The 24,433-nt window shown below is 41.8% G+C and carries 21 protein-coding genes and 2 pseudogenes; 7 read left to right on the top strand and 16 right to left on the bottom strand.

The annotated features are described in order from the left end of the window. The first annotated feature begins 26 nt into the window (after positions 1-26). The gene (locus ACINWC323_RS15920; RefSeq protein WP_009508552.1) at positions 27-482 is read left to right on the top strand and encodes an Rrf2 family transcriptional regulator; all 456 of its coding nucleotides are present in this window, start codon (positions 27-29) and stop codon (positions 480-482) included. 11 nt (positions 483-493) lie between these two features. On the opposite strand, the gene ACINWC323_RS15925 is transcribed toward ACINWC323_RS15920, so the two are convergent. From ACINWC323_RS15925 to aceI, 5 genes and pseudogenes are all read right to left on the bottom strand, one after another. After that, the gene (locus ACINWC323_RS15925) at positions 494-1,930 is read right to left on the bottom strand and encodes an adenylate/guanylate cyclase domain-containing protein (RefSeq protein WP_005229749.1); all 1,437 of its coding nucleotides are present in this window, start codon (positions 1,928-1,930) and stop codon (positions 494-496) included. 50 nt (positions 1,931-1,980) lie between these two features. After that, on the bottom strand, positions 1,981-2,415 hold the full coding sequence (locus tag ACINWC323_RS15930; protein ID WP_004771663.1) for an HIT domain-containing protein: 435 nt from the start codon (positions 2,413-2,415) through the stop codon (positions 1,981-1,983). A 198-nt stretch (positions 2,416-2,613) separates the two neighbouring features. After that, the gene (gene mfd / locus ACINWC323_RS15935; protein WP_009508585.1) at positions 2,614-6,072 is read right to left on the bottom strand and encodes a transcription-repair coupling factor; all 3,459 of its coding nucleotides are present in this window, start codon (positions 6,070-6,072) and stop codon (positions 2,614-2,616) included. Between the two features lie 138 nt (positions 6,073-6,210). Then, positions 6,211-6,713, bottom strand: a pseudogene (locus ACINWC323_RS0118775) (hypothetical protein). 213 nt (positions 6,714-6,926) lie between these two features. Beyond that, positions 6,927-7,355, bottom strand: coding sequence for a chlorhexidine efflux PACE transporter AceI (gene aceI / locus ACINWC323_RS15940; protein ID WP_005229744.1), 429 nt, complete (start codon positions 7,353-7,355; stop codon positions 6,927-6,929). Positions 7,356-7,443: 88 nt separating this feature from the next. Here aceI and aceR point away from each other — a divergent pair, with 88 nt between their 5' ends. From aceR to leuE, 3 genes are all read left to right on the top strand, one after another. Then, entirely contained in the window at positions 7,444-8,343 is a 900-nt protein-coding gene (gene aceR, locus ACINWC323_RS15945) for an HTH-type transcriptional regulator AceR (protein ID WP_032881054.1), read from the top strand. A 103-nt stretch (positions 8,344-8,446) separates the two neighbouring features. Further along, the gene (gene tal, locus ACINWC323_RS15950; RefSeq protein ID WP_009508581.1) at positions 8,447-9,436 is read left to right on the top strand and encodes a transaldolase; all 990 of its coding nucleotides are present in this window, start codon (positions 8,447-8,449) and stop codon (positions 9,434-9,436) included. A 74-nt stretch (positions 9,437-9,510) separates the two neighbouring features. After that, a complete protein-coding gene (leuE, locus tag ACINWC323_RS15955) occupies positions 9,511-10,161 on the top strand; it encodes a leucine efflux protein LeuE (protein ID WP_032881052.1) in 651 nt (216 codons plus the stop codon). 155 nt (positions 10,162-10,316) lie between these two features. On the opposite strand, the gene ACINWC323_RS15960 is transcribed toward leuE, so the two are convergent. The 6 genes from ACINWC323_RS15960 to pepN form a co-directional block, all read right to left on the bottom strand. Beyond that, positions 10,317-12,149 (bottom strand): monovalent cation:proton antiporter-2 (CPA2) family protein, encoded by a 1,833-nt coding sequence (locus ACINWC323_RS15960; RefSeq protein ID WP_009508603.1) that lies wholly within the window; start codon positions 12,147-12,149, stop codon positions 10,317-10,319. 116 nt (positions 12,150-12,265) lie between these two features. Further along, positions 12,266-12,985, bottom strand: a complete 720-nt coding sequence (locus ACINWC323_RS15965) for an MgtC/SapB family protein (protein ID WP_009508613.1) — start codon at positions 12,983-12,985, stop codon at positions 12,266-12,268. 56 nt (positions 12,986-13,041) lie between these two features. Further along, positions 13,042-13,737 carry a PA4824 family protein gene (locus ACINWC323_RS15970; RefSeq protein ID WP_009508611.1) on the bottom strand — a complete coding sequence of 232 codons (696 nt, stop codon included), beginning with the start codon at positions 13,735-13,737 and terminating at the stop codon, positions 13,042-13,044. 310 nt (positions 13,738-14,047) lie between these two features. Beyond that, positions 14,048-14,485, bottom strand: coding sequence for an RDD family protein (locus tag ACINWC323_RS15975; RefSeq protein ID WP_005284927.1), 438 nt, complete (start codon positions 14,483-14,485; stop codon positions 14,048-14,050). A 64-nt stretch (positions 14,486-14,549) separates the two neighbouring features. Continuing rightward, a complete protein-coding gene (locus ACINWC323_RS15980; protein ID WP_032881062.1) occupies positions 14,550-15,236 on the bottom strand; it encodes a dienelactone hydrolase family protein in 687 nt (228 codons plus the stop codon). Between the two features lie 112 nt (positions 15,237-15,348). Further along, entirely contained in the window at positions 15,349-17,955 is a 2,607-nt protein-coding gene (gene pepN / locus ACINWC323_RS15985) for an aminopeptidase N (protein WP_009508561.1), read from the bottom strand. Positions 17,956-18,297: 342 nt separating this feature from the next. Here pepN and ACINWC323_RS15990 point away from each other — a divergent pair, with 342 nt between their 5' ends. Continuing rightward, on the top strand, positions 18,298-18,555 hold the full coding sequence (locus tag ACINWC323_RS15990) for a hypothetical protein (RefSeq protein WP_005229728.1): 258 nt from the start codon (positions 18,298-18,300) through the stop codon (positions 18,553-18,555). A 57-nt stretch (positions 18,556-18,612) separates the two neighbouring features. Here the strand turns inward: ACINWC323_RS15990 and ACINWC323_RS15995 are convergent, their stop codons facing one another. Further along, a complete protein-coding gene (locus ACINWC323_RS15995; protein ID WP_005284914.1) occupies positions 18,613-19,086 on the bottom strand; it encodes a DUF2147 domain-containing protein in 474 nt (157 codons plus the stop codon). A 211-nt stretch (positions 19,087-19,297) separates the two neighbouring features. Next, positions 19,298-19,771: a DUF2147 domain-containing protein gene (locus ACINWC323_RS16000; protein WP_009508579.1), complete on the bottom strand. Its 474-nt coding sequence runs from the start codon at positions 19,769-19,771 to the stop codon at positions 19,298-19,300. A gap of 371 nt (positions 19,772-20,142) precedes the next feature. On the opposite strand from ACINWC323_RS16000, the gene ACINWC323_RS16005 reads away from it, so the two are divergent. Both ACINWC323_RS16005 and thiM read left to right on the top strand, forming a co-directional pair. Next, positions 20,143-21,303, top strand: coding sequence for a hypothetical protein (locus ACINWC323_RS16005; protein WP_009508597.1), 1,161 nt, complete (start codon positions 20,143-20,145; stop codon positions 21,301-21,303). A gap of 33 nt (positions 21,304-21,336) precedes the next feature. Then, a complete protein-coding gene (gene thiM, locus ACINWC323_RS16010) occupies positions 21,337-22,152 on the top strand; it encodes a hydroxyethylthiazole kinase (RefSeq protein WP_009508620.1) in 816 nt (271 codons plus the stop codon). Positions 22,153-22,381: 229 nt separating this feature from the next. Here the strand turns inward: thiM and ACINWC323_RS16015 are convergent, their stop codons facing one another. From ACINWC323_RS16015 to ACINWC323_RS20135, 3 genes and pseudogenes are all read right to left on the bottom strand, one after another. Continuing rightward, complete coding sequence (locus ACINWC323_RS16015) at positions 22,382-23,194, bottom strand: DUF7738 domain-containing protein (protein ID WP_009508573.1); 813 nt, start codon at positions 23,192-23,194, stop codon at positions 22,382-22,384. A gap of 19 nt (positions 23,195-23,213) precedes the next feature. Continuing rightward, positions 23,214-24,065, bottom strand: a complete 852-nt coding sequence (locus ACINWC323_RS16020; protein WP_009508577.1) for a hypothetical protein — start codon at positions 24,063-24,065, stop codon at positions 23,214-23,216. 49 nt (positions 24,066-24,114) lie between these two features. Further along, a pseudogene (locus tag ACINWC323_RS20135) lies at positions 24,115-24,433 on the bottom strand (hypothetical protein); the annotation flags it as partial.

Below are 24,433 nucleotides of genomic sequence, written 5' to 3'. Positions count from 1 at the left end.
TCTCTTATTTTGTTTGGATTGATTAGATGCGTACTGACAGTAAACTTTCCCGAATGCTGCATGTGCTTTTACACATGGCCAGACAACAGAAGACTTTTACCTCTGATGAAATTGCGCAAATGCTATCAACCAACCCTGTGGTGGTCAGACGGACGATGTCAGGTTTAAAAAAAGCAGGATTTGTCCACTCAGAAAAAGGCGCTGGTGGTGGTTGGCAGCTAACCGGAGATTTAGAAAAAATTACCTTGTGGGATATTTATCAAGCTGTGGGTGAACCCACTATTTTTGCAATCGGTAATGAAAGAGAACATCCAGAATGCTTGGTTGAGCGTGTGGTAAATGCCGCTTTAGATCAGGCCATTCAGGATGCACAGCATATTTTAACCCGACAGCTAAAATCCACTACGCTGGCAGCGCTGGCTTTAGAATTTGATCATTTATATGCGATGCATGAACATCAAAATAGTCATACTCAACATTGAGTATTGATTTTTTATCTTACTTCATCATCTAAAGTGAGTTTAGGAATGCCCTGCGCATTGGTAATTTTTTGCTGGGTTTTGATACGCTGCACCATGTTTTCCAGAATCTCGACCAGTTCCGGATATTCATAGTTTTGCACTTCTTCCAGATTGAGCACCAAATGGAAGCCTTTATAATCGAAATCAAACCATTGTTGCGTATCAGATTTCTTGCCCGTGAATTTTTCCATCACCTGCCAGGTTTTCACTGGACCTTGAATGCCTTTCAAATAGATCGGCACTTTTGGCACACATAAAAACTCGTTTTTAATCAGTTGATGGGTGTCATCGGCAATGAGAATTTCATCGACCTCAGCAGCAGACTGCAAACGTGCAGCCAAATTCACATCACGCCCGACAATGGTATAGGCCATACGATGTGAAGCACCATAGTTACCAACGTGGCAATAACCGGTACTGATCCCCATACGGATGTGCAAGGCTGGATAGCCCATTTTCTTCCAACGCTCACGCAACAATTTCATTTGTTGACGCATCGCAATCGCCATTTCCACACAAGATTTTGCATCTTGCTCAACGCCTTGCGAGTTTGGATCACCAAAGAAAATAAGAATCGCATCGCCCATAAACTTATCGACTGTCGCTTCATACTGCTTGGCAATCTCGGTCATATGACTCAGATAATCGTTCAGCAAGAAGGCTAAATCGTCCGGGATCAGGGTTTCTGAAAGTTCAGTAAAACCTTGAATATCAGAGAAAAAGATCGTGAGCTTTTTACGTTTATATTCAATTTTCGCTTCTGCCTCGCCACGCATGATCGACTGCCACAATTGCAAGGGTGCATAGCGACTGAGCTGATTGGCAAAAGCAATATAACGAGTCATCTGATTATGGTAATGCTGGCGTTGCTGCCCGAGAATATTCAGGCGACGGTGCTGGTAATAGTTACCAATCACGATAAACATCATCAAGCCGAGCAGGCTCACAACGGTCAATTCAGGATTGGTCGGTTCAAAATACTCTTCAGTCCCAAAAATGACATAGGTACTAAAATAAAAAGTCATTACCCCAATCAAACCGATCAGACATGAGACGGGCAAGGAAATCTTATTGTTCAGCCCTACATAGAGCAATGCAAACAAGATGGTAAATGTGGGAACCAGACTTAGATGTAATGCAGCAAGAACCAGCGCAATAAGGATGGCTTCATTGGCAAATAGAACGTTTTTTTCTATTTTTTTATCAAATTTATATTGCAGCCATTTTTCCAAACGCGGGCAAAACAGAAAATAGGCCAATAATAATGGAAGGAGATAGAGTTGGTAGCTAGCACTGGTAGAGGTAAATGTATAAATTACCAGAATCAGTGACAGAATCGAGTATCCCATCAAACGATGGAAATAAGCGAACTGTCTAGGTTCTTTATCAATTAACCTATCTAGTGGCACTCTGTCCTCCTTTCTTATTATAGAATACTGTTTTTATTCTATTTTCTGGATCAGTCCATACGCCAGTCAAACGGCATATCACCCTGACCACGTAACGCAAGCATCAGTGTTTGACGCATGTGCGCGAGTACATCGTTACTATAAGGTACTGCTGGTGTGCCCCAGACAGGTTTCGGCCATGCCACATCGTTTTGATAACGCACCACATGATGAAAATGAAGCTGAGGAACAACGTTCCCTAATGCCGCAACATTCATCTTGTCTGCACGGAACACACGTGAAAGCTGGCTTGATAACCAACTTGATTCACGTAGAAATTGTTCTTGGTCTGCCTGGCTGAGTTCATATAATTCTGTAACACCTGGTACACGCGGTACAAGGATCAGCCAAGGAAATTGCATATCATTCATTAAACGACATGTTGAAAGCGGAAAGTCGCCTACAAAAAATGTATCTTGAGCAAGTTGTGGATGCAAACTAAACATATCTTTATAAATGATGCAGAATAATGATGATCAATACTATCACATCAGTTTTGATGTGAATATTCTTAGTCACCCGTTTGATTACAAATAACAATGATTTTCCTCATTTATTGCAGCAACATCTGACCAAAAACATGTCGCGATCTTGCGAACAACTAAACTTGCTCATTTAACACTCAACGATCATTTTTCAAGATACTAATTCAACTCGCTCACCAGCTTGTTGAGCAGGTCAATAATGAACTGGATTCGCTTGTCATATTCCGCTAGTTGCACCATGACTTTCAAGCGTTGCCCGCCTTCCATCCGGTAATACGTCGGCTGCTTTTGCATGAGTTGAATGATACTGATCGCCTGTACAGGCGTATCTGGAGAAAATTCGATATACCCGCCATTGCTGTTGATATCAATTTTGGTAATGCCCAGTTGCTCTGCCTTTAAACGCAACTGATGAACGCTAAATAGCTGTTTCACCGGTTGTGGTGGAATCCCAAAACGATCAATCAGCTCCATACGAATATTGTCGAGCTTCTCCTGACTATCGGTATTACTAATGCGCTTATAGAATAACAGGCGCTGATGTACGTCCCCAAGATAGTCATCCGGAATTAACGCCGGCATATGTAAATTAATTTCAGCCGTTAACGACAAGGGTGCATCAAAGTTTGGTGTTTTACCCTTCTGAATGGCTTTGGTCGCTTTCTCAAGCATTTCCATATACAGGCTATACCCGATGGCTTGCATCGAACCGCTTTGCTGCTCACCGAGCAACTCACCCGCGCCACGAATTTCCAGATCTTCGGTTGCCAGCATAAAGCCCGCACCCAGCGTTGAAGCACGTTGAATGGCATCCAGTCGTTTCTCTGCATCCCCTTTCAGATGCTTGATGGATGGCACCAGCAAATAGGCATAGGCCTGATGATGTGAACGCCCGACACGACCACGTAACTGGTGTAATTGTGCGAGGCCGAGTTTATCCGCACGTTCGATAATAATGGTATTGGCATTCGGCACATCAATACCGGTCTCGATAATGGTCGAGCACACCAATACGTTATATTCCTTGTGGTAGAACTGCTGCATTACCTGCTCAAGTTCACGTTCACGCATTTGCCCATGCGCCACCGCAACACGTGCTTCAGGCACCAGATGACGAATATTTTCCGCAGTCCGTTCGATGGTATCCACTTCATTGTGCAGGAAGTACACCTGCCCACCGCGTAACAATTCACGCAGAATTGCCTCTTTCACCGAATCATCGGTATGTTCCTGAACAAAGGTTTTCACCGCTAAACGACGTGCGGGCGGCGTGGCAATAATCGAGAGATCACGCATGCCAGAGAAAGCCATATTCAAGGTACGTGGAATCGGTGTCGCTGTCAGCGTTAGCATATCCACATCGGCACGTAGTGCTTTGATCCGTTCTTTGTCACGTACACCAAAACGATGCTCTTCGTCCACAATCATCAGGCCAAGATTTTTAAACTGTACGTTTTCTTGCAGGATTTTATGTGTGCCGACCACGATATCAACCTTACCGTCGGCCAAATCTTCAATGATTTTTAAATGGGCTTTGTTACTTCCAAATCGAGAAAGCACTTCGATACGCACTGCCGTATCGGCAAAACGGTCTTTAAAGGATTCATAATGCTGTTGTGCCAGCAAGGTGGTTGGCACCAGTACCGCCACCTGTTTATTGTTCTGTACCGCCACAAATGCTGCACGCATCGCCACTTCGGTCTTACCAAAACCAACATCACCACAGACCAGACGATCCATCGGTTTGGCCAGCTGCATATCATGAATAGTCGCTTCAATGGCATTGGCCTGATCGAGCGTTTCTTCATAGGCAAAGCCGCTGGCAAATTGCATATAGCCAGTATGGTCCAGCTCAAAGGCAAAACCGGGTTTGGACTGACGACGCGCCTGAATGTGCAGTAGTTCAGCCGCCACATCATGAATCTGTTCCAAAGCCTTACGTTTCGCTTTGCTCCAGGTATCTGTACCCAGCTTATGCAACGGGGCCAGATCTGGGTCCCCGCCACTATAACGGCTGATCAGATGTAAATTGGTGACAGGAACGTAGACTTTTGCGCCATCGGCATAATCCAGCTGTAAAAATTCATGGTCCTGCTCATCAATTTCCAGCGTCACCAAGCCCGCATAACGCCCGACCCCATGATCAATATGCACGACAGGCGCACCAATGCTTAGCTCGGTTAAACTACGAATTAAAAATTCTTCTGAAACTTCCTGCTGACGCTTACGACGGCGCTGCACCACCCGATGTTCATACAGTTGATTTTCTGAAATGACCGATAGCTGATCTGTAAGCAACAAACCACGATCTAAAGGGGCACTGGTAATGGCGACGGTTAATTTATCTTTCTGAAACTGGGCAAAACTCTCTACATTCTGAATTTCGCCCAACACAGAACGTAGCGCATCTTTTAAGGTTTCACGTCGACCCGCACTTTCTGCCACCAATAGCACAGGATGTTTAGCCTGATCGATATACTGTTTAACTGCGTCGAAAGGTTGTGGCTTTTTCGGATCAACCGGCAATTTTGGCGGTTGCTCAGCAGCCAGATTTAATACACCTGCTTTTGCTTCAAATGCATCTGTTGAGGCTATAATTCTTGGGAACTGATTGAGTGCCTGCAATACATGATTCGGCATCAAGAACAGTTCTTCAGGCGGCAAAATCGGTTGGTCAATGTTATGGCGACGGTCTTCATAGCGACGCATCACTTCTTTCCAGAAATTGATTAATTCGTCTTCAATTTCATTATTTGTAATGACAACGCAATGCTTTGGTAAGTATGCCGTGAACATACTTTGCGCTTCCATCACCTTTTTATCAAAGAATAATGGTAGGTAAAACTCTAATCCAGGGGTCGAAATACCTTCAAGTACATCCTGATAAATTGGATTTTTCTTTGGATTTGCCGTTGGGAAACTTTCCGCATAACGGTCTCTGAAAATAGGACGCCCTTCTTTTAAAGGAAATTCTTTCGCAGGTAACACCGTGAAGTTTTTTAATGATTCTATAGTACGTTGTGTTTCTGGATCAAAGAATTTTAAGCTTTCAATTTCATCATCAAACAAGTCAATCCGAATCGGCTGATCTTGTCCAGAAGCAAAAATATCCATGATACTACCGCGAACAGCAAACTCGCCGTGATCATATACCGTGTCCACCAGACGATAACCCGCTTGCACCAACTGCTTTTTTTGTACTTCTAAATCGAGCTTTTGCCCAACCTTAATATCAAAATGTTCACCGACCACCCATGAATATGGCGCTACACGCTGTGCCAAAGTACTGGCAGAAATCAGTAGAATGCCCTTTTGCGGCATATGCGATAAAATCGCCAGACGCTCAGATACAATATCCTGATGCGGAGATAAACGGTCATACGGCAAAATTTCCCAATCAGGGAATATGGTCGGCTTGATCCCATAAAACTCGAGTTCACTTTCCAACTGGGCCAGATGCTGATTATTTCGAGCCACAATCACATAGAGATTGGAGCTTTGGGTTGCGATTTCTTTGAATAATAATGCAGCCGATGATCCCAGCAAGGAACCGATCCAGCGTTTCTCGCCCGCTTTAAATTGTTGTAGGTTTAATTGAGAGATTTCTTGTTGGAACATAGAGAAAATCATGCAATCTAAAAAGATAAGTCCTTTATTTTAGCATGATGTTTTTTGTGAATAGGAATTTTTTGGCTGATCCTGAATGCAAAATTATCTTTATAAAAGATCATATCGATTTTCAAGAAAGTAGCGGTGTTACCTAAAAGTCGGATTTGATAACCAATCTTTAATATTCTGAATTTGCATTTCTACTTCAATAAGAAGATGAGGATTATCTTCAAGTGTCTATGTTTCATCACACCAGTCGCATGCATTATATAAGTTACCCATCCATGTTGGATAATATGCGATGTTTACAGGAAGATTTCTTGCTGCTCCCATAAAACCGATTTCGATATTATTAAAAATTCGACATAAATCAAAAGGCCTTATCTGACCATTTTGGTAATGCTCTAAAACCTTTAGGAAATAACGAGCCGTTAGAATCTCAGCTTCAACGGAGTCAGCTGAAAAACTGGTATCTGTTGTTTGTATCAATTGAAGTAGTAAAGACGCCTGATTAATTGCGCTATCAAGTAGTTCAAAAAATTCGATCTCCATAATTTCATTGTTTTCTATGTATTCATTGATTTTTTTAAGATGATTTCTTTTGAATGATCACCATAATAAATTTCAACAAAAAGCGCTTTAAAAGTCATAAAGTCCCTACTTTTCCATGTAAAACAAGATCAGATCATCTCTTCGGTTTAGAGATTTTTATATTCATGTGAAACCGTAATTTTGATCGCTTTTAAAAACATTTAACCTGCTTAGGCTATTTTTTATCATCTCATTAGATAAATTACAGACAATAAAAAAAGCACCTTTCATCAAATAATGAAAAGTGCTTTATTTTTAAACTTTATTATAAATTATGATGCCAGTTTGGCATTTGGAAAGAAACGTCCTTCAATCATGTCATAGCACCACTGGAAGATGAAGGTATATACCAGAATACACATGGTTAAACCAAAGTCCAAAATGATGGCTTCAATGATGGTCATTTTCATCAAATAGGCAATGATTGGAATGGTTGCAAGCATCAAGCCGCCTTCAAATCCGATCGCATGCAGAATACGGACAGGGATTGTTCTTTCCCATTGATATTTCTGCTCTACTTTTTCGAAGTAATGGTTAAAAATCATATTCCAGAATACTGAAATTACCGCCATGATCGTACCTAGAATACCTGTTACTTCGAGTGGCATACTGAAAATAAAACTTAACGCAATCGCGATGATGACCAATAAAATCACTTCATAGCTGATCGCATGAACGAGTCTTCTTTTGGAAATCAACATTTTTGTAACACTCTCTTGTTTGGATAGTGGCTATTTTATTTTTATAATATTGATTAATCCAATCAGATTCTTTCAGTTTTTTTGACAAATGAATATTAATCAAGAACAACTTCTCATGTTTCAGACCGTCATCGAGACAGGTTCCTTTTCTGCCGCTGCCCGTAAATTAGGTAAAGTGCCTTCAGCAGTCAGTATGTCGATTGCCAACCTGGAAATCGATCTCGATCTGAAACTATTTGAACGGATTGGCCGTGAACCGACACCGACCGCAGAAGCATGGGTACTGTATGAAAAAACCCAGCAATTGCTGATCGAAATGAATCAATGGAAACAACATGCCCATGCGCTAAGTATAGGGCTGGAATCGACCTTAAATATAGTGGTGGTGTCGGAACTGCTACATACCAACTGGACAGACTACATCACCCTGCTTGAACAACACTTTCCGAGCCTGTCATTGAATGTAGTTTCAGCGCCGCAAGAGGATGCTCTGCAAATGTTGCTTGATCAAAGCGCTCAGCTCGCCCTGATGTTTGAACGGGAGCAACTGGACAGTCGCGAACAGTTTGTTGAGCTAAAAAGAGAAGCACTTGTTCCCGTCATTGCAAAAATTAATCCCTTGGCAGCACTGGACAAGGTTTCCTTTGAGCAAATGGTGCAGACCCGGCAAATTGTCGTCGCCAGTCGTGATAACACCATTCGACCTGAATTACTTTATTCCAAAGATTATTGGCGTACCGACAATCATCATTCGGCATGTATGATGATTGTGCGTAATCTGGGTTGGGGGGTTTTGCCTTTAGAGATGTTTAATGAAAATCCTGAATTGCGTAAAAAATTAAAAATTCTGGATCTGTATGATTTCACGCCTAAATTTGAATACTATGTCGATCTGGTCTGGAGTCGGGAAAGTGAACTCGGTGCAGCAGCAAGATTCCTGATTGACCATATCCGGAAACAACGTCAACACACCGGTAATAAAACATAACCTTAAGGAATAACTCTGCCAACAAAAGCGATGCTTTGCTTTGCTCTGGATTATGTTATAAAAGAAATTACCAATAATATGTTTAAGTAAGAACGCTATATCAATGACTCAGAATGCCTTATACCAATTAAAAGATTTAACCACTGTTGTTGCCGATAGTAGTGACTTGGAAGCAATTGAGAAATTTCGTCCACTCGACGCAACAACCAACCCTTCACTGATCACGGCTGCCGCGGAGTTACCCGAGAGCCGTGCACTGATTGAAGATGCCTATACCCAAGCAAAACAGGAAGGTTATCAAAGCGACGAGTTAATCGAGCGTACCATTGATATCTTGACCGTAAAATTCGGTGTGGAAATTTTAAAACTGATTGAAGGCCGGGTTTCAACTGAAGTAGATGCTTCTTTGTCTTATGATACCGACGCCACCATTGCCAAAGCACGCGAATTGTCTAAGCTGTATCAAGGTTATGGTATCGAGCAATCGCGTATTCTGATCAAGATTGCGTCAACCTGGGAAGGTATTCAGGCGGCTAAAGTACTCGAAGCAGAAGGTATTCCGTGTAACCTCACCCTACTGTTTGGTTTACATCAGGCACAAGCCTGTGCAGATGCAAAAGTTACCCTGATCTCACCTTTCGTGGGCCGTATTCTTGACTGGTATAAAAAAGCGGAAGGTGTTGAGCAATATCCAATTACCAAAGATCCTGGCGTACTTTCAGTCAAGAAAATCTATAATTATTACAAACAGCAAGGCATTCAGACCCAAGTCATGGGTGCAAGCTTCCGCAGTACCGCTCAGGTATTGGGTCTGGCAGGTTGCGATTTACTGACGATTGCACCAAACCTGTTGGCTCAACTTGAACAGGATCAGCAAAAGGTTGAAGCCCAATTGAGCCTTGAGTCAGCCCAGCAAGCTAAAAAAATTGAGCGTCCAGCGCAAACCAAAGAAAGCTTTAAGGCTGAACTTGAGCAGGATTTGATGGCCTTCCAGTTACTGCAAGGCGGTATCGATGGCTTTATCAAGGCCCGTGATCAACTAAGTTTATTGCTGCGTCAATCTTTTGGAATTGATGCTGAAATCAAGCCATAATTAGTCGAATTTTCACCCATAAAAACCGATTTTTGCTATATTAGCGAAAATCGGTTTTTTAATGAGTTTTCATCGTGTTCGGTATAACAGATTTAACCACTTATATAATTGGGACAATCTTAATTGTGTTATTACCGGGTCCCAACTCATTATACGTGATGTCGGTCGCCTCGCGTTATGGCATCCGTACTGGCTATGCAGCAGCCTGTGGTGTCTTTACAGGCGACTTTATTTTAATTCTCTGTACCGTTCTGGGCGCAGCTTCCTTATTAAAAGCCTTCCCGATCCTGTTTGTGATTTTAAAAATCACTGGAGCCGCTTATCTGGCCTATTTGGGTTTTAAATTGCTACAAGGTGCTTACCAGACATGGAACAAGTCGCCGCATCATGCTGAGCTGGCGGCTTTACCCAATTTAGACCAGATTCATCCCTACCGTACTGCGTTAAGCATTAGCCTGCTTAACCCGAAAGCAATCTTGTTTTTCCTGTCCTTCTTTGTTCAGTTTGTTGAGCCAAGTTATGCCTATCCAGCTTTAAGCTTTTTAATTCTGGCGATCATTCTGCAACTGGTCAGTTTCAGTTATCTGACCGCATTAATTTTTTCAGGTATTAAACTGGCAAATTTCTTTAAACATAATTATAAAATTGCAGCCGCAGGTATTTTTCTGGTCGGGATTCTGTTCTTTGGTTTTGGTTTAAGACTGGCAACATCAACTCTGTCTTAATCGGTTCAGTCTGATCTCTATTCGGCTTCCAAGACAAAACATATTCAAATCGAAGTCCCATAGCACTGATCATTATTCGAGATATTTCATTTAATTTATCTCTAATATAAAAAGCCCTCATCAGGATGAGGGCTCAACCTAGCTCATATTGAGGACTACTTTTCGTCTAAATCCTTTTGTGCTTCTTGGTCATTTAAAATTCGGGCCGCCTGTTTAGGACGAATCAACGGAGCCGTCGGCCGTGGATGCGTATGGGTATATTGCAATCCAACACCTGCATATACATCATCAGCGGCAATTTCTGTTTCAAAACGCTCTTCGTCACGGTCACGAATTTCATCGGTAATCCGTTGTACTTCATCTTGCTCTACCCCTAACTCTTGCAAGATCACGCCACCAAACTTGATTGCAGACTCGAAGGTTTCGCGAATCATATAATCCACTTTTTGTTTGACCAGATAAAGTGAATGTTCACGGTCATAAGAACGAACCAGTAACTTTGCCAATGGAAATTCATGTGTGACCAGTTCGACAATACGGTTGGTGGTTTCCTTACTATCCACGCAGACAACAATGGCTTGTGCTGTCGCAGCACCAGAGGCATGCAAGATATCTAGACGGCAACCATCACCATAATAAATTTTAAAACCGAATTTCTCTGCGTTTTGTATCATGTCTATATCATTATCAATAATGGTCACATCAACACCACGTGCCAGCAATAATTGACTGGTGACCTGACCAAAACGACCAAAGCCAATCATTAAAATACTGCCACTCAAGCCTTCGGCAACCGTGACATTATCCAGATTAATCGGGTCTTTGCTTTCAGTGAAACGTTTAAACAGAATCCCCACAATCGGGGTCAACACCATAGAAAGCACCACAATCGCAGTCAGATTGGACTTGACCGTGTTATCAATCACTTGAGCACTAACTGCAGCGGCAAACAGTACAAAAGCAAACTCACCGCCTTGTGCCATCAGCAACGCGCGGTCTAAAGCTTCGGTATGCGGGCTTTTGCTTACACGCGCCACGATATAAATCATCAGCGCTTTGGCAAACATCATGGCGATGACGCCACTCAGAATCAGTTGCCAGTTTTGTGCAACCACAGATAAATCAAGCGACATACCGACGCCGAGGAAAAACAGGCCCAGCAATAATCCACGGAAAGGCTCAATATCGGCTTCAATCTGATGTCTAAAAGTAGATTCCGATAATAATACCCCTGCAAGGAAAGCACCCATCGCCATAGACAGTCCGCTGACCTGCATCAATAAGGCTGCGCCTAAAACCACCAGAAGCGCAGCGGCTGTCATCACTTCACGGGCTTTTGCAGCAGCAAGCAACCTGAATAAAGGATTTAATAACCAGTAACCCGCAGCTATCAGTCCAGCAATTGCAATTAAACCGATACCGATACTTTCAAGACGTGTAGAGGTACTTTCCACCACATGATTTGGTGCCATAAAGGCGACAATGGCCAGTAAAGGAACAATCAGCAAGTCTTCAAATAATAAAATAGCGACAATCTTTTGCCCATGGGGCTGGGTAATATCACCCCGATCTCCCAACAGTTGCATCACAATGGCAGTTGAAGTCAGCACAAAACCCGCTGCCCCGATGAAAGCCACCTGCCAGCTAAAGCCAAACAGCAGTCCTACTCCGGTTAAAGCCAGCCCACACGCCACGATCTGTAAAGTGCCCAGACCAAAAATTTCCCGCCTTAAGCTCCACAGATGAGAGGGCTGCATTTCCAGCCCGATCACAAACAGGTACATCACAATCCCCAGTTCCGCAATATGCAGAATCGAGGCGGAATCATGGAAAAATGCGAACCCGAATGGCCCAATAATTAATCCGGCAATCAAATATCCCAGTACCGAACCTAACCCGATCCGCTTAAATATCGGGACGGCAACAACAGCGGCAGCCAGCAAAACCACTGGTGCAATTAAACTGATAGAATGTGCTTCTGAACTCATACTGTTCTCATTGTTATCATGTGCGTTTCATTTTAAAGGAAACAATACAGGCCATATATATCATTTATAGGACAATGCATCCCAATTCGATGCTTTAGGGGAAGATTTTCCTGAACTTAATTGATGGTATTTTTGTCCCAAAAGGCCTGCCGAACCTGCGGCATGGCATTCAGGTGGTTAATGATATGTTGCGCTTCTCCTGCTTCAATCGAGGTGGCAATCAGTGTCACTTCAATCTCGACCTCTTTTTCACCAAAGGGTGTGACCTCAATATCTTTGGCAGGATAATGATGATGCATCAAGGTCAGATTCAGCTCATCCATGACCGCTTTGCTGTGACTACGATCACAAATAATATATATCACATGCATGACCTCAGTATCATCATCCAGCGGACGGCGGTCAATCGCATGCACAATCGGTCTTAGCAAGGTATTTGCCGCTAGAATAAATAAGGTCGCCAATATCGCTTCAATCACCAAATCTGCACCCGCAGACGCCCCGACTGCTGCTGAACACCATAATGTTGCCGCAGTATTGAGACCATGAATATTGCCTTCCTGACGCATAATCACACCTGCACCCAAGAAGCCAATCCCTGAAACCACATAGGCAATCACCCGAACCGCCCCATCGGCGCCCGTCAGATTAATCGCAATATCCACAAAAATGGCAGCACCGACTGCTACCAGTACATTGGTCCGTAAACCTGCAGTACGCTGCCGGTATTGACGTTCAAAACCAATCAGCGCACCTAAAATAAATGCGACAGTAAGACTGATTAAAGTATCCAGAATATTAGAAAAATCGGTATGTTGCAGAAATTTTAATTGCATATTCCACCTCTTTATTATTCATGATTTTGAATGAAGGATATTATGAAAAGCTGCAATTATGATGACGGCGTAAAACTCAGCCCCAAACCGAACCAGTGCTGTTTCTCTGCACGCAAGCGATCACCAAAGGATGCTTCCAGACTTAATACATTGGGAATAATACTGTACTGCACTGCGGTCTGAAAGAATGGTGCCTGACGGTCCTGATTATAGGTTTCAAGGATTAACCCCAGCCGATCCGTCACATTATAGGTTGAAGCCACACCCCAACGAACCAGATGCTCATCGGCATGTTGATAACCAATATTGGTATCTAGAGCTAAACGTTGATCTAAAAATTCAAAACTTACAGGTACATTGAAAAACCAGTCCAGCTGGCCACCATGATGTGAAACATCATCTCGTGACAGCAACAAACTAGAGCCAACAGCCCAATCATTTTCCATCGGTTTTAATATGGTTTTGGCCTGAGCTGAAAAACCATGAACCTGATCAATATCCTTGCTGGAATGATAACCTAAGGATATTTCTAAATTTTCATTAAGATTACAGGCAGGCACAACTTGATAACCCCAACTGCCATCTTTATTACGCGTATAGGTACTTTCCAATTGACAATGCTGTGCCGTTGTAATTGAGACATCATCGGTATTGATCAGCGGGCCCGCCTTCGTTTTTTGTGTCAGCAATAAACCAGATAAAACAAATACATGAATAACAGCAAGCCATTGAATGGACGCATGAAAGAACATAGGCTTCTCCCCCATTTTAGGTGAGAAACTAAACAGGTTGCAGTCAATAGAATAAATTTTGTGAATACAGCAAAATTATACAGAAGGGTTAAAAAATTTATTTCAAAGCTATCTCATTGCAAGACAGCCGACCTAACAGGCGCTCTTGCTCAGTATTCGCTTTGGTTTAATCGTTTGATCAACCCGAACCTCGAACAACTACCCATTTAGGATCTCCGTGAATAAATTCAAAGGCATTATAGGACATGCGAACTGATTCACAAGCCCTATCCCATGAATTTTTTATTACATGATAAAATTTCAGGCTAAATTAAAGCTCTCTTACCACCACAGTTTTTGCCATTTTGTCGTGCCAGCCTTGTTTCTTGGCATCAAAAGCTACCCAGATCAAGCCAATAAAAAACACCAGCGTTGCAGGAATATAACCAATATAACGAATTACCCCTTGCCCAACGCTAATATTTTCTCCAGTTTTTTCATCCAGCACTTTCAAACGTAGTAAACGCTTACCCGGTGTACCAGCAAACTTGATCCAGCAGAAAATATAAAATATGGCGCTGATGATTTGCCAGATCCAGTCTGAAGTAGACATAAACTGGAACGATGAAAATCCATCAGAAGCGACCGTGGTTTCACCACCACCAAAAATCATGGTTAATGGAATCAAAGCCACCAGTACGATAATTGAATCGATAATTGCTGCACCAACACGAATCCAGAAGCCGGCATACTCGTATTTCTCAGACATTTTCCCCTCACTTTTTATTTGTAAAAGTTAATATTGAGCAATAATAACCTGTTGTTCCAATGATTTATATTATGTTTTGTTTTAATTCCCGATCAAAAAAGTCAACGGTTCGCTGCCATACCAGTTTGGCTTCAGGTAGACCACGACTGACACTCCGGAAACCATGTGGCATGTTATAAGTATAGGCTTCTACCCGATCTCCCAGTTGCTGGATCAGTTTATTGCGTTTGCTGGCCGGACAAAAAGGATCGATGCTTGACCAATGTCCCTGTATAATACGCACCTCATCCAGAGATTCTTTTTTCGGAATGCCAGCCCCTTCAATCCCTAAAGAATGGTGATAAACCACAGGCGCCAGCATATCGTCACGTTTTGCCATCTGAATCACGTATCCCCCGGTCAGGCACTGTCCCAACATTCCTAAACGACCATTAGATCTTGGGTCTGCCTTAAGCGCATCCAGCAAAACATGGATTTCCTGATTGACCTCGCTATCAGCTGCATTACTGCGACCTGCATTGCTTACCATGGCGCGAATACAGTATTTCACTGCGCCGCCACTAAACAGATTTGGCACATAGACCAGATAACCGCGATCGGCTAAGTCTTGGGCATCTTCCCGATAGACATCGAGTATGCCAAATAACTCGTGTAGCAATAAAATTGCAGGTGCTTTTTCAGCAGTCTGTGCAGGTGCATACACTTCTACTTCAATTTGACGTGTCGGTAATGTAATTTTTTTTATTTCCATTGCAGTCATCCATTGCATGCGAATCGTTTTCATACTATTTATGACAATTATTATTGTCAAATAAAAAAGGATGCCTGACGACATCCTTTTTGCAATGGAATTGAAACTTGAATTAAATACTTAACAAGCTATTTAATGTCTCAGCTACATTTTTAGATTTTACTTTCGGTTGCAAGGCCTGAAGCGCTTGCTGGACTTGAGTGCGTTGTGGTTCGGCCAAGGTGTACCAGCGAGAAAGCACCTGTAGTAAACGTGAACCCAAGATTGGATTTTTCTCATCCAGATAAGCTGCCAAGCTGATGAAATGATCAACACCAAAGCTCCAGGTATTCACTGGATTGGCTGCCAGACCGCCGCTGACCGAACGGATACGGTTGGGTGTACCGAGATCATAGTCCACATGCTTGGTGAGATATTCAATGGTTTCAGCTGTCGCATTTGGATTAGAGGCCTGAATGGTAAACCATTGATCCAGAGACAAGGCTTCATCTTTAAAACGGTTATAGAAATCCGCTAATGCAGCTTGCGCCTGCGGTGCATCGTTCCAGACCAAAACACGTAATGCGCCTAAACGCTCAGACATGTTGCCCGTGTTCTGGTATTGCGCATAAGCCAGCTCAAATACCGCATCATCACCCTGACGCGCCAGCATATTTAACATGATATTTTTCAGTGCACGCACCCCCATTGCCAGAGAAAACTCTTTTTGCAATTCAGGATCTAGAGCCAGATACGTGTCTTTCCAGAATGAGCCTAACTCACGTGCTAAACGATTCAACACGGCTTCGCGCTTTTCCAGCACCAGCTCAGGTTCATAGTCCTGATCGATACGGCTACCTAAATAATTTTCGCTTGGCACATCAAATAAACGTGATGCCAATAGAGGATCTTTATTGACCAGCTCAGGCAAGGTGTTTTGAATGGCCTGTATATATATATCGGCTTTATGATCTTCTAATAAAATCCGTTCCAGCAGGGTTTGGGTGGCTTGCCACTGGTTAAAGCCATTGGTTTCATGCTGGATCAGGAAAGCCAGATCATTATCGGAATAATCAAAGACCAGATTCACAGGTGCAGAGAAATTACGCAATAACGATACGACAGGTTGTTCAGTCACGCCTGTAAATTCAATAGTAGCTTCATTCCGGTCAAATAAATACACGCCATCTTTGACATCATTTACAAACAGATCAGCGCTGTGCAAGGTATATTGCTCACCGCTATGGGCGTTAAATAATGCCAGAGCCACAGGAATTGGCACTGCCTTCAAGTCCGGATATTTAGGATGCGCTTTTAGACTTTGTTTAAAGCTGAGGCGATAAGTTTGTGCAGCTGCATCATACTCACCTTTGGCCTCTAGCTTTGGCGTACCTGGCTGGTTATACCAGGTCAGGAAATTAGAGAGATCGACACCTGAACCTGCGCTCAATGCAGCAACCCAGTCTTCAACCGTAACTGCTTGTCCGTCATGACGGCGGAAGTATTCATCGGTACCCTGACGATATTTTTCCTTACCCAGTAAGGTCGCCATCATGCGGTTGATTTCCGCACCTTTCTCATACACCGTTGCGGTGTAAAAATTATTAATCTCGACAAAATGATCCGGACGTGGCGGATGTGACAATGGACCTGCATCTTCAGGGAACTGATGCGATTTTAATACCGCCACATCATCAATCCGTTGTACCGCAGCAGATTGTAAATCTTCGGAGAAAGACTGATCACGGAAAACAGTTAAGCCTTCTTTTAAACACAATTGGAACCAGTCACGACAGGTAATCCGGTTACCGGTCCAGTTATGGAAATATTCATGGGCAATTACCGACTGTACCCGCATAATCGCAGCATCGGTGGTGTATTCTTCATCGGCCAGCACGCATGAGGTATTAAAGATATTTAAACCTTTATTTTCCATTGCGCCCATGTTGAACTGACTCACCGCAACAATCATGTAGTTATCAAGATCGTAAGGGCGGCCATAATGTTCTTCATCCCAACGCATTGAATGTTTTAAAGCTTCCATGGCAATGTGACATTTAGGAATATCTTTTTCAATCGCATAGATTTCCAATGCCACATCACGGCCTTCAGACGTGGTGTAACGATCTTTCAGCACTGCCAGATCACCAATCACACAGGCAAATAAATAGCTGGGTTTTTTGGTTGGATCTTGCCAGATGGCAAAGTGACGGCCATTACCGGCATCACCTGTTTCCAATAAATTCCCGTTTGCGAGCAATACTGGATATTTCTTATCGGCTTCTACCCGGGTGGTGAATTCAGCTAACACATCTGGACGATCGGGATAGAAGGTAATTTTGCGGAAACCTTCAGGTTCATTCTGGGTCACGAACAAGTCACCCGCCTTGTATAAACCTTCAAGCTGGGTATTTGACTCAGGGTGAATCACTACCTGAGTTTGAATAATGACCTCATCTGGTGCATCGGTGATCACCAATTGTTCACTGTCCAGACGATACTGATCCGCATTGAGCACCTGACCATTTAACTGGATCGATTTTAATTCCAGATCACGCCCCAGCAGGACTAAATCACCTGCAGTCTGGCGCTTCATCACCAATGTCGAGTCTACAAGGGTATGCTCATCATAAACCTGAATATCCAGGTTGATCGATTCAACTAAAAAAGCTGGCTTTTGATAATCTTTTAAATAAATGGTTTGGTCTGTTTGTACAGGAGGCTGTGCCGCAATATTCATCAGTATTCCTTATCTTTCATCATGTCGTTTAGATGGTCTTGTTGGCAAGACTTCTTGATCAATCGATCATACGCCAACTTGAACAACCTGTCTTTAGACGCATACATTGGTTTTAACAGTTTTATTGGGCTTGATCTCGCACTTTTCAAACTGAATACGGATAGAACCTAGACGTTTAGACAGAATTACAACACAGTTTTCCATTCTTAAATAAAAACTACAGAACCGGTTGCGTTATATTGCCTAACTTACATTTTTTGATTGGGTTTTACATTTTGTGCATGGTTATTGCTTAATCAATTATGCCAATCTAGGTCAATAAAATAACAGAGGGTGATGATGATGGAATTAAAAGCACATCTTTATCGTTTAGAAAATATCAAGGCAATCCATGATCTCGCAAAAGCAGGTGTGGATCATCATGTCATTTCCGTTTTTTTAACTGCAGAAGGAATCGAGCTGAGCACACTAGAAGTCACCAATATTGTGAATACCTATGACGCGCTTGGCAAAGAAAAGCTGCCAAGTAAAAAAGTACAGGCATTGATTGCCGCTAAAAAAATTGGACAGGAGGACGAAAACTTACCATGCCCTGTTTAGCCATTCACTTTAACCATAAAAAAACCTCGAAATCGATTCGAGGTTTTTTTATTACATTTAAGGCGTGGCGCTATCGGTACGCAGCCAGACCACAGTACGTCCCAGTGCGGAAACGCCCATATAACCCCGCATACGTAAACGCTTTCCTTCACCCGTGACCACACCTTTACCTTTATAGACACGACCCGATGTTGGCTCTAATACACGCCCATCTATATAAGAATCTGGTTTATTTGGATCTTCTCTAAAACCCGACAAAATTTCCAATCCTAGAATCGGTTTATTGGTATTCGGTGCCGCACATTTGGTACAGTTTGTTAATGCAATTCCATGCGAATTTGGATAACGATAAATAATCTTTCCATGATAACGACCGTCATTGCCTTTACGGATTTCGACAATAGAAAGTTGCTCACCGGTTCGTTCTTCGATACTTTTCCAATAACCTTCAATTGAAGCTGAAAATGATGCTGCGCTCGCGCAAGCAAATGTGAGTCCCATGATTCCTTTCATGAGCATACGATTTAGCATATTCACCCCGTCTAAAAAACAACCTATCCAAAGAGATAGGTTTAAAGCACGAAAATTATCACAATTTTCATAAAGTTACACTGTACGCCAGAGTTCATTTGTATAAGAAATAACGGATTTTATGCATTAATTTCATAAGAGAATGAGTACTCTTTAGGCAAATAAAAAAGCCCAAAGCAGTCGTTTAGGCTTTCTTAAAAATCAGGCTCGGTTATGGATTTGCACTCTCGGTACGCAACCAGACTTGTGTCCGTCCCAATGCAGAAACCCCCATATACCCACGCATACGTAAACGCTTACCATCAGCACTGAGTTGGGCTTTGCCTTTATAAACATTGCCGCTTTTCGGTTCTAATACCCGTCCATCGATATATTGATTGGGATTTTTCGGATCTTCTTTTAATCCCCATGCAATTTGCAGCCCTAAAATAGGTTTGTTTTTGAATGGTTCAGGACATTTTACACAATGGGTCAAGACCGTACCGCCAGGCACCGGATAACGGTATACGATTGTGCCGGTATAGGTATTATCTGCTTTTTTCTTGATTTCAACGATTGAAAGTTGCTCACCCGTGCGGTCATCAATACTTTTCCAGAAGCCTTCTGGTGTTGCGGCAAAGCTCATGCTGGCGAATACTGCCAAGCAACTCCCCATGATTCCTTTCATGAGTGCATTTTTTTGCATAATAATCTCCGTAATGCAAAATAGATCCGTCTATAACTTCATTTTTATGCCATCGTTTATACACAGTCAACACAACGCATGATTATTTAATCCATTAAAATAAAAGAAAATTTTAATCAATTCACACATTCTTGAATTAGTGATGCCAGATTGGCACAGCGTGTAAAATTTCACCCCATCGTTTAGAACGCCATAAAGGTATAAAGCATTTAACTTTGGCTTTATACGTCTGGTTGAATTCAGTCATTACCACACTATCCAGCAACGTCATGCTGATGTGAATAACAGAGCTTAACTGTCTATAAACTTTGCATCACTCTGTCTACAGAGTATGTATAATTCCCTTTTAAATGGTCATAGGTTTAAAATCGATGGATTTACAGATTCTACAAAAACAGTTAGATGAAAGTAGCCATTGCCCTTTGTGCCAAGCCTCGATGAACTGGATCGAAGCTGAACAATACGCACAAGAATTTCAGTTTCATGAATGTAGTCATTGCCAGCATCGGGTGTTTAAAAGCGATAGTAAACTCAATTGTCATTGTGCCCAATGTACTGCTAGCCGTAAGAAACAGACCCAACAAACCATTTTACAAGAACAACGTAAACATAAAGTCAAAGATGTAGTGGTCTATGGTCTTAATCAGCTCAGTTTCTTGCATAAACTATTTTTGCTGAGTGTGCTCGATGGTTACGCACGTGAAGACGTACAGCATGATGAACTAATTCATTGGCAAAACATTAAATATCATGACCTTACTCCCAATTATCTGTTTCAGCACCAGCTTGTCCAGGAACTGCTGAAATCCGGGATATTGAAATCGCAAGATAGCCATATCGAAACCGAACATTTTTATCTGAATATCCGGCTGGATGGCTACGCGGACCCAAGTCTGTTCAGCATTGCTCAACAATTACGGCAATGGTTTTATGAAAACCTGAGCTTGGGTATTCCCTTTAAAAGCACAGATGAAGTCAAAGATGTGCTGTACTTGGTGCTCTACCAAGAGATTGTACAATTCATGCAGTTCTCTTGCCGTACCTGGGGTATTCAAATTGCGGGGAACCGCCCTTTTCAGGCATTCTGTTATCGCTTGATGGAAGGACTTGCAGTCGGGCAGATTTTCTATCTGATCCAGACAGCGCTGGAATATCTGCACAAACAAAAAGCCTTACAGCCGAGAAATGACAAGTTTATCAATACCAATTTGCTGAAAAAGACGCTGGAACAATATCGTGAACGTGCTTTGTCTGAACGTTGGGAAACCACCACCTTGCCACGCCCTTACACCATTCCATTCAGTAAAATGAGTGAAATATTATTGTTTAAATTTCTGGGTTATGACGAAAGTGTTTTTATCCAGCCAGTCTGGAAATCCTGGCGAAAAATCGAGCCCCGTTTAAATTTTTATTCGGTTAAGCGTTGCATGTATTGTGGTTCCAATGATCTGATCGTAGATTATGATGCGCAGGATTATGTCTCATTGATCTGCCGTAAATGTAAGCATCAAGATCACTATTTCACCCATTAACGCCCTGTTTAAAGCTGCTATAAAGGATATGTCATGTCACTAAAACAACAACTGATTGATCAAGTCATTGAAGCCTGGCGTGCCTTACAACAACAGGCTCCTTTAGTGCAATGTATGACCAACAGCGTTGCCAATAATTATGTTGCCAACATTTTGCTGGCTGCAGGTGCTTCGCCTGCCATGATTGATAATCCTTTTGAAGCTGAAGATTTCACCAGAATCAGTGCAGCACTCAGTCTAAACGTCGGTACACCCACCACTGAGCAAACCCAAGCCATGTTAATTTCGGCGAAAACAGCACAGCAACATCCGGTGCCTTGGGTACTTGATCCGGTAGGTTATGGCGCAGTTTTGAAATGGCGTAGTGAAACCGTTGATCAGCTTCTGCAATTCCATCCCAATATTATTCGTGGCAATGCTTCTGAAATCAGTACATTAGCAGGCAACCAGATTCAGTCTAAAGGTGTAGACAGTACCTTAAACAGTCAGGATGTATATGTACAGGCAAAAAGCTTATTGCAACATACCGAGTGTGTGGCGATCTCTGGCGAGTCTGATTTCATCATATCCAAGCAGCTCAATGCGGTTATTCAGGTCAATGGTGGTTGTCATTTACAGCCTAAAATTACCGCCACCGGCTGTGCCTTAGGGGCTTTAACCGCGGCCTATCATGCCGTTGCTCCAGCTACGATTGCAGCACTGGCTGCACATATTCATTTTGCTATCGCTGGGAAACTGGCCTTTGAGCATGCGCAGACTGTCGGTAGTTTTAATATCGCATTTTTGGACTATGTTCATATGCTTGATGATAATTTAATTCAGCAATATGTTGATATTGAGGTTATTTGACGCAACATATGGACGAGATAAAACGCACTGAAGAGTGCGTTCTTTTTATAGGCATAGATTATTCTTCTCCATTAAACTGCCAATACACCTCACCCCATTCTGCTTTAGGAAGCACTGGCAATATTTCACTTTGGGTGAAATAAGTTCAGATATCAGGTTATCCAGAGATAAAAAACAATCTATTTGAATCACAAAAAATTTTTGCCAAGAACATGTCATTTTCTTAAAACTATTTCTTATTCTTTTCCTCTTCCAATTCTTCTGGCGTACAGTAACTTGGAACGATTTTCATAGTTTTTACATCAAAATATTCGCCACAAATTTCCCTGCCATTTTCATCAGTTCTACGTCCTAATTCCTTTTTTTGTTCCTCAGTCATCGAATCTAAGTAATTATAAAAAAACATATGATCAATTACTTCTGGATCATTAAAGCTGATACTTAGCTCAATTCCAAATTCTTCACCTTTTTGATTTTCATTACACACTGCCGTAAGATTGTAGCTCACCAGTGTTTTTGAATGGAATTTACTTCTAATTTCATCATGCATTGGATAAGCACCAACAAGTATACCGTCTACATCAATCGCATCTTTAAAGGTACTTCTCACTTGCTCCGTATCAGGTTTCTTTAGCTCTTCTTCTATTTCTGTATCTGTTTCTTTCTTTATATCGTGCTCTGGTCGTTCTAAACGGAAACGCAAACTATCGATTTGCTTGTCATTCTTTCTCTCAACCAAGCGAACACCTATATCATCATAGATATATAAATTGGTTAAGTTAGCTCCATCCGTGCTGTCCACCTTTCTATAATTTTTTCCTAATGCCTTGATCCAAGACTCAACACCAGAGTTCATATAGAGATCTGTACCATTATAATTAATTGCACAACCATGCACCTTAAACCGATATTGTGGATTTAATTTTTTTACAAATCCTTCAGTATCAGAATCTGTCTGGGCAGTTGGCTGACCATTGCTACAACTGATACATAAAATAATAGGTAAAAAGCCTAATAGAATTTTTTTAGCGTAATCTGTCATTTTATACCAGTAATGAAGTTTATTGAGAAAGTTTCTCTGTACTAAATGCCAAATTGCTGCCACCATCCTCAACTACTTTTTCCACCAGTACCCATGTCGTTTCTACTTCTTCTGAATTTTCAATTGTATCTGTTGTCATAAAAAGGTCAGGATTCGTTTTAAAACACTGAACCGCTGGAGCTAATTTCCAGTCTTCAGGATGCTTGGCAGATATTTTTGTTTCATGTATCAGAAACTTACATGCTGAATATGGTTCAGTAGATCGATAAAAACCTGTCACCATAATTGGTTCATCAGTTTTTACACTTATATTAGGATTTAAATAATATTTAGGTAATATTGGAGGATACTCTATACCCACATCTCTTTTATATAAATCATTTTTTAATAGATCTTTATAGTCCCATTGCGAGTCATAGTAATCACTTGCAATAAAAGTATTATTTGCTCTTATTGATACAATATCCTGTTTAGCTTTATAAATAGCAGCCGAGCCTTTTTCAACATGATCCATCCAGTCATAGGGATAATCTCTCCATTGAGCAATAAGAGCATTACGAATGCCACTCATTCTTCTTAATATAGGCAAAAAGCCCTCTTTTAAGTCATCGAAGCCATCAACTAAATGATGGAGGACGCCTTTAAAATTTGGTAGTACGATGGTTCCCCAGACATAATCGGCTTGATGAGATGGATATTGGGCACGATGGTCTGATGCTAAATGAGCACTATATTTATCTAATAGTTCTTCAACATATTGAATCAACTCCTCCCATAACTTTACCGTTTTATAGTAATAGTTATATGAAATAAATTGTTCAATTGCATAGATCTCTTGAGGGAATAACTCTAGCTTCTTTAAATCAATCATTTTAATTATATAAATCTCAAAATTTTAAATGCCCCGAAGGGCATATTAGTTATTCGTCACCATCCCAATACCAATACACCTCACCCCAATCTGCTTCAGGAAGCACTGGCAATATTGCACCTTGAGTAAAATAGAGCCTTGTATCCGGTTGTGCGGGAGTAGACCAGTAACCTGCTTTCTTTACTTTTTCTCCACCTTTTTGAGATATTCTTTCTTCATTAAATACCAAACTGCTGTCACCCTCCTCAACTACTTTTTCCACCAGTATCCATGTCGTTTCTACTTCTTCTGAATTTTCAATTGTATCTGGTGTCGTAAAAAGGTCAGGATTCGTTTTAAAACACTGAACCGCTGGAGCTAATTTCCAG

The sequence above is a fragment of the Acinetobacter sp. WC-323 genome, assembly GCF_000314615.1.
In the GTDB taxonomy this organism is placed as follows: Bacteria; Pseudomonadota; Gammaproteobacteria; order Pseudomonadales; family Moraxellaceae; genus Acinetobacter; species Acinetobacter courvalinii.
This window is presented reverse-complemented; position numbering and strand designations above follow the sequence as displayed.